A 5,710-nucleotide genomic window follows, 5' to 3' on the forward strand; every position below is an offset into this window, starting at 1 on the left:
GGGGGCGGTGGCGCCGAGTCGACCCACTCGGCGCCACCGCCCCCTCCAGCCGTCAGAAGGCGAGTTCGCCGGTGTCGTCCAGGCGCAGCGGCGCCACCGCCGCTTCGTCGGCGACGACCACACCCGTGATACGCGCGGGCCGGAAGAACCGGTGAGCCGCCTCGACGACCGCGTCGTGGGGCACGCCCGCCAGCAGCGGCCCCCAGTTGTGCAGCCAGTCGGAACCGACTCCGGCGTGCAGCAGGTTCGCCAGGCCGGACGCCAGCGCGCCCGGGGACGACATCGCGGTCGCCGTGGAGCCGGCCGCGTAACTCCGGGCGGCGTCGACCTCCCGCACCGACGGCGGCTCGGCCGCCATGCGCTCCAGCTCGGTCTTGATCACCGCGAGGGCCGGCACCGTGTGCTCGGCGGCGGTGTCGGCCTCGACCATCAGCGTGGAGGCGCCCGGTACCGACTCCACGCCCGACCCGAGCTGGTAGGCGTACCCCTTCTCCTCCCGCAGGCGCGTGACCAGCCGGGAGGCGAAGGAGCCACCGAAGACCAACTGCGCCAGATGCAGGGCGGGGTAGCCCGGGTCCGTGCGGGGCAGTGCGGGGGCGGCCAGCCGGATCACGCTCTGGACGGCGCCCGGTCGTTCCACCTCGCGCAGCGGCCCGCCGGGAAACCACGACGGCACCTCGGGCGCCCCCGCGGTCGGCCCGGCCTCCCACGCGCCGAACGTGTCGGTGACCGCGGCGACGGCTTCCTCCGGCCGCAAGTCTCCGACCAGCACGAGAACCGCGCCCCGGGCGCCCAGGTGCCGCGCGTGCAACTCGGCCAGGTCGTCCGGTGTGCAGGCGGCGGCCTGTTCGGGCGCCGGCTGCCGGCGGGCGGCGGCCTCCTCGCCGTACCGCCTCCGCAGCAGCGCGTGCTGCGCGAGGGCCGCCGGCTGGTGGGTGGCCAGCCGTACCCGGCGTGCCAGCGCCTCACGTTCGGGGAGGACGACGTCCCGGGTCAACCTCGGTGCGCGGACGGTCTCGGCCAGCAGCGCGAGTACGGCGGGGAGGGTGTCGGCCATGGTGTGCCCCGCGACGGTGAGCTTGTCCGCGTCCGCGGCGGCGTTCAGGGTGGCGCCGTGCGCGGCGAGTGCCGCGTCGTAGCCGTCCGCGTCCCGGTGCGCGGTGCCTCGCAGCAGGACGGCGGCCAGCAGTTGGCACCGCGCCACCTCCCCGGGTTCCGTCGCGGCGTACGGGACGGTGAGCCTGATCTCGACGAGGGGGACGACGGGAGCCGAACAGACCACCACCCGCAGCCCGTTGCCGAGGACGACGTCGGCGTCGGGCAGCGGCAGCCGCCCGTCCGGGGCGTCCCGAAGGGGGCTGTGCACCGCGCCCCCGGTCATGCCGCCGCCTGCTCGCGCGCGGCACGTTCGGTGACCCCCGCCGCGGCCTCCGCGGGCGCGAAGCGCACCACCGCCCGGTGCGAGGAGGCGAGTCGGGCGGCCGCGCGGCTCACCTGTTCCCCGGTCACCCCGGTGCGCACCAGCTCCGGCAGCGCCAGCGTCAGCTCGGCCTCGCCGAACAGCGCTTCGCGCAGGCCGAGCAGCTGGGCCCGGGTCCCCGGGGTACCGAGCTCGCGCAGCGCCCCGGCGGCCCAGCGGGCGGTCGTGGCCCGAAGCAGGCCGGCCTCGGCCTCGTCCCTGGCCAGCGCCTCCAGCGTGCCGTCCAGCGAGGCCAGGACGTCCTCCGCGCCCTGCTCGCCCTCGTGCACCGCGAACAGGGTCAGCAGATCGGGCCCCGTCGTGTCCAGCGGCAGCCCGAACAGACCGCAGCCCACCGAGAGGCTCGACACCTTTGCCGCGGCGGCCGGCCCGCGACGCAGCAGTGCCTGTCTGCCCTGCCCGAGCAGTGCGGCCAGAACCAGGTGGGCGAGATAGTCGGCGCGCTCGGTCACCGGGTCCGGCATCCGGTAGCCCACCGCCACGGCGTGCGGACCGGCGTGCGGGTCGGTGACCGTCAGCCGCCGCTCCCGGTCCGGCAACGTCTCGTGCGTGTCGGGCGCGGCCACCGGCGGACGCGCCGGCAGGTCCTCGAAGTGCCCGCGCACGAGACGCTCCGCCGCCGCCGGGTCGAACGCACCGGTCAGTGTCAGCACGGCATTGCCGGGACCGTAGTGGTCGGCGAAGAACCGTTCGCACAGCGGGACGTCGAAGGCCGCCAGGTCGGCGGATTCGCCGTACCCGTCCCTGGTGTTCTCCGCCCGGGAGTGCAGGACGCGAGGCAGCACCCAGGGGAATGCGCCGTACGGGCGATTGCGGACCATGAGGCGTATCTCCTCGTCGATCACCGCGGTCTGCGTGCGCAGGGTCCGCTCGGAAATACCGGGTGAGCGCATTCGGTCCGCTTCGAGCGCGAGCAGCATTTCCAGTGCGGAGGCCGGGGCGGCGGCGTAGTAGACGGTCACGTCCTGGCGGGTTCTGGCGTCGCCGAAACCGCCGGCGCGCTGTACCCGGGGCAGGTACCCCTCGGGTGCGGCATCGCGGCCGCCTTGGAACACCAGGTGCTCGAAGAGGTGCGCGAGGCCCGTGCGCCCCTCGGGTTCGGTCCGGAAACCGACGCCGTAGTGCACCGCGACGCCGACCGAGGCACCCACGGGATTCGGTGCCAGCAGTATCCGCAGGCCATTGTCCAATACCAGGCGGCGCAGCTGAGTTCGGATCATCCGGGCGAGCATAGGCCGGGTCAAGTGCCCACTCAACGCTAGACGTTGACCGATTGCGGCCACTGTCCGCATGCGGCCAACTCCATTGCCATCGCGGCACCGGCCGGGAAATGGTTCAGTCACGGCCGGAGAACGCGATTGCGGAAATCGCCGATCCGGCCGCCATTCGATTCCGCTATCACCCAATGGGAGTCATCATGAACACCCAGTCCCTCATCAGCGGTTACTCCGCCTACGCCGCCGCCGACGAGATCGTTCCGGCGGTCGAGGCCCCGGGCGCCACCATCACCATCACCACCTCGTCGCAGGCGTGCATCTCCGCCGCGTCCGCCGTCTCGGCGGTGTCGATCGACAACACGTTCGACCACTCCTGCTGAACCGCGTGACCCGCTGAGAACAGGGCGGGTGCCCACCGCCGCAATCGGTGGGCACCCGCCCTGTCGCACGATAGCGGGTCGCCGGTTTCCGGCGGTCGGATCACTCGTCCGCACCGGCCTCGGCGTCCTCGGCGCCGGTGTCGGAGAACCCCAGGATGATGGAGGGCAGCGCCGATGACGTCAGCATCAGCGTGGTCAGCAGCCCGGGCATCCGCTCGATCATCCCGGGCTCGTTCTGGAAGACGACCATGAGCAGGACGACGGCCATGCCGGCGGCGACCGCGCACTGGTATCCGATGAAGGAGACCCGGTCGCGCAGTCCGCGCTCGCGTTCGTCCAGTCCCGCCACCGGTCGCTCGGCCACGCCGCGGGTCATCGAACGCAGTACGCCCCACAGCAGCAACCAGAGAACGAAGCCCACGAGCCACCACGAGTCGGAGAACGCGTTGCCGTCCGAGACGAGTGACAGCACGACCATGGCGGCACTCAGCGCGCACAGCGAGAGTGCCACGGGGCGCATGGGGCTGCGGACCGGGCCCGTCGTCACGTCAGAACCTTCCCCACTCACGAGCGTTCCTCCTTCTTGTACAGCTGGGCGGAGAGCGGGACGAAGGGCTTACGACTGAAGATCGCTTCGACCGGAAGCTCGAACACGTCGCTGAAGCGGAACGCCAGATCGAGACTCGGGAAGTAGTCGCCCCGCTCGATGGCGCCGATGGTCTGCGGATGCACTTCCACCAGTTCCGCCAGCGCGACCCTGCTGAGACCGCGCTCCGCGCGCAGCACTCTCAGCTGGTTGTAGATCGGCATTCCCTCGCGATGACTCACTGGGCTCATGCGAGGAATGTAGTACTAACACAACAGGTCGTCAAGAAACCGCTACAGAAGGGTGTGCTTACCTGTGACCGCTGTGCTCCCGGGCATGCTCGTGCCGAACATGCCCGACACCCCGGACGCCCTGCGGCCCTACGCCGAACTGGTGCGGGACACCGGCGCGCGCCGGTTGTGGACGGGCCAGTCGCTCAAGGTCGAGACCCACCAGGCGTTCGCCCATCTCGCAGGCGCCGGGGTACGCGTCCCCGTCGGCACCGGCGTGACCCTGATGCCGCTGCGCCATCCGTACGAGGCCGCCCTCCAGGCCCGCTCCCTGGCCCTGATGACCGGCCGGCCGGTGGTGGCCGGATACGGGGTCGGCGCACCGGCGTTCGTACGCAGCCTCAACGGACGCCCCTACGCCAGCCCGCGCACGATGGCCGCGGACTACCTGCGCACGGTCCGCTCCCTGCTCGACGGGGAGATCGTCGACCACGCGGGTGACTACCACGCGCTGCGCGGGCGGCTGATCCCCATGGACCACCCCGGGGTGGAGGTCGGCGTGGGCGTGCTGCGCCCCAACATGGCCCGGACCGCGGGCGGCGTCGCGGACGTCGCCATCACCTGGATGACCCCGCCCGGATACGTCGCCGACACCCTGCTGCCCGCCCTGGAGGAAGGCGCCAAGGACAGGGACGGCCGCTGCCGTGTCGCGACCGTCGTCCATGTCGCGGTGGAGCGCGGCGGGCGGGACCCGTACGTCCTCGCGCACACGGCCGCCGCCGGGCACCTCGCCGCCGACCACTACACGGACATGCTGCGCCGGGCCGGTGTACAGGCCGATCCCGCCGATCCGAGGGCCGGTGCCGTCTCCCTGGTGGACAGCGGCACCTATGTGTTCGGTTCGGCGGACCACATCGCCGCCCGGCTCGACGAGTACCGGGACGCGGGGGTGGACGAGGTGGTCCTCAACTGCGGCGGGGTGCTCTTCACCGAGGGCCGGGACGCCGCGTTCCGGGACGTCGGGGAGATCATCGAGGCGGTCCGGCGGCGGCACGGTGGCTGAGCCGTCCGTGGCCTCGGAAGCCGAGCCCGTGACCGTGCGCGAGTACGGCACCCGCTATCTGCGGATCACCGTGCGCTACCACGGGGACGCGGGATTCAGCTGGCTGCGCACGCCCGGGCCGGCCCACGCCCGCCCGCAGCGCCTTCCCCCCGTGGCGGTGGCCGCGGCACTGCGGCGCGTCGACACCGCCGTCGGTGACGCGGCGGAAGGTCGGCGCGGTGCCCGGCTCGCGCTGGGGGAGTGGGCCGCCGGCCCGGTGCCGGACCGTGCCGCGCGGCCGGGCGTGCGGTACCGCGTGCCGGGCGCGGTCTCGGTGGCCCGGCTGCTGCCCTCCGGCGACGACACCGCCTTCCGGCTCTCGGTGAGCGCGCTCGCGGACGCGGGCAGGACACTGCGGCGACTGCACCGGGAGCCCTGGGAGTTCCCGGAGCGGCCGCCGCACCTCGGCGTGCGACGGCTGCGCGCCTGGATCCTGGGGGAGGAGACCGGCCCCGATACCACCCGGCTGCGCGCCCAGGCCCGCACCCGGCTCGGCCCCTCGCTGTGGGCGCGGCTGACGGACTGGTCCGAGGCCGCGAACGAACCGTCCGGCGGGGCGGACGCGGTCCTGTTGCACGGCGCGCCCAGCACCGGCTGGCTGGTCCCCTCCCCGGCCGGCGGCCACGCCACCCTGCTCACCGGCGAGGAGGTCACCGGGGGCGACCCGGCCCTCGACCTCGGCTGGATCCTCGGGGAACTGCACGAGCTGCGTGCC

Annotated in this window: 6 protein-coding genes and 1 pseudogene; 3 read left to right on the forward strand and 4 right to left on the reverse strand. The window is 73.2% G+C overall.

All coding sequences use genetic code 11. From position 1 onward, the window contains the following. Positions 1-52 precede the first annotated feature (52 nt). Complete coding sequence (locus EBH09_RS33290; protein WP_121750541.1) at positions 53-1,381, reverse strand: pitrilysin family protein; 1,329 nt, start codon at positions 1,379-1,381, stop codon at positions 53-55. Next, positions 1,378-2,700: a pitrilysin family protein gene (locus tag EBH09_RS33295; protein ID WP_193776666.1), complete on the reverse strand. Its 1,323-nt coding sequence runs from the start codon at positions 2,698-2,700 to the stop codon at positions 1,378-1,380. Before EBH09_RS33295 ends, EBH09_RS33290 begins: the two co-directional genes overlap by 4 nt. Positions 2,701-2,897: 197 nt before the next feature. On the opposite strand from EBH09_RS33295, the gene EBH09_RS38085 reads away from it, so the two are divergent. Then, positions 2,898-3,077 carry a hypothetical protein gene (locus EBH09_RS38085; RefSeq protein WP_202977438.1) on the forward strand — a complete coding sequence of 60 codons (180 nt, stop codon included), beginning with the start codon at positions 2,898-2,900 and terminating at the stop codon, positions 3,075-3,077. Between the two features lie 100 nt (positions 3,078-3,177). Here EBH09_RS38085 and EBH09_RS33300 read toward each other — a convergent pair whose 3' ends face one another. Beyond that, positions 3,178-3,624 carry a hypothetical protein gene (locus tag EBH09_RS33300; RefSeq protein ID WP_121750543.1) on the reverse strand — a complete coding sequence of 149 codons (447 nt, stop codon included), beginning with the start codon at positions 3,622-3,624 and terminating at the stop codon, positions 3,178-3,180. 17 nt (positions 3,625-3,641) lie between these two features. After that, positions 3,642-3,914, reverse strand: coding sequence for a helix-turn-helix transcriptional regulator (locus EBH09_RS33305; RefSeq protein WP_121750544.1), 273 nt, complete (start codon positions 3,912-3,914; stop codon positions 3,642-3,644). A gap of 64 nt (positions 3,915-3,978) precedes the next feature. Between EBH09_RS33305 and EBH09_RS33310 the strand changes: the two genes are divergently transcribed. Next, positions 3,979-4,956: an LLM class flavin-dependent oxidoreductase gene (locus tag EBH09_RS33310; protein ID WP_345940967.1), complete on the forward strand. Its 978-nt coding sequence runs from the start codon at positions 3,979-3,981 to the stop codon at positions 4,954-4,956. A gap of 7 nt (positions 4,957-4,963) precedes the next feature. Further along, a pseudogene (locus tag EBH09_RS38090) lies at positions 4,964-5,710 on the forward strand (hypothetical protein); the annotation flags it as partial.

The sequence above is a fragment of the Streptomyces sp. E2N166 genome, assembly GCF_003671715.1.
GTDB classification, from domain to species: Bacteria; Actinomycetota; Actinomycetes; order Streptomycetales; family Streptomycetaceae; genus Streptomyces; species Streptomyces thinghirensis.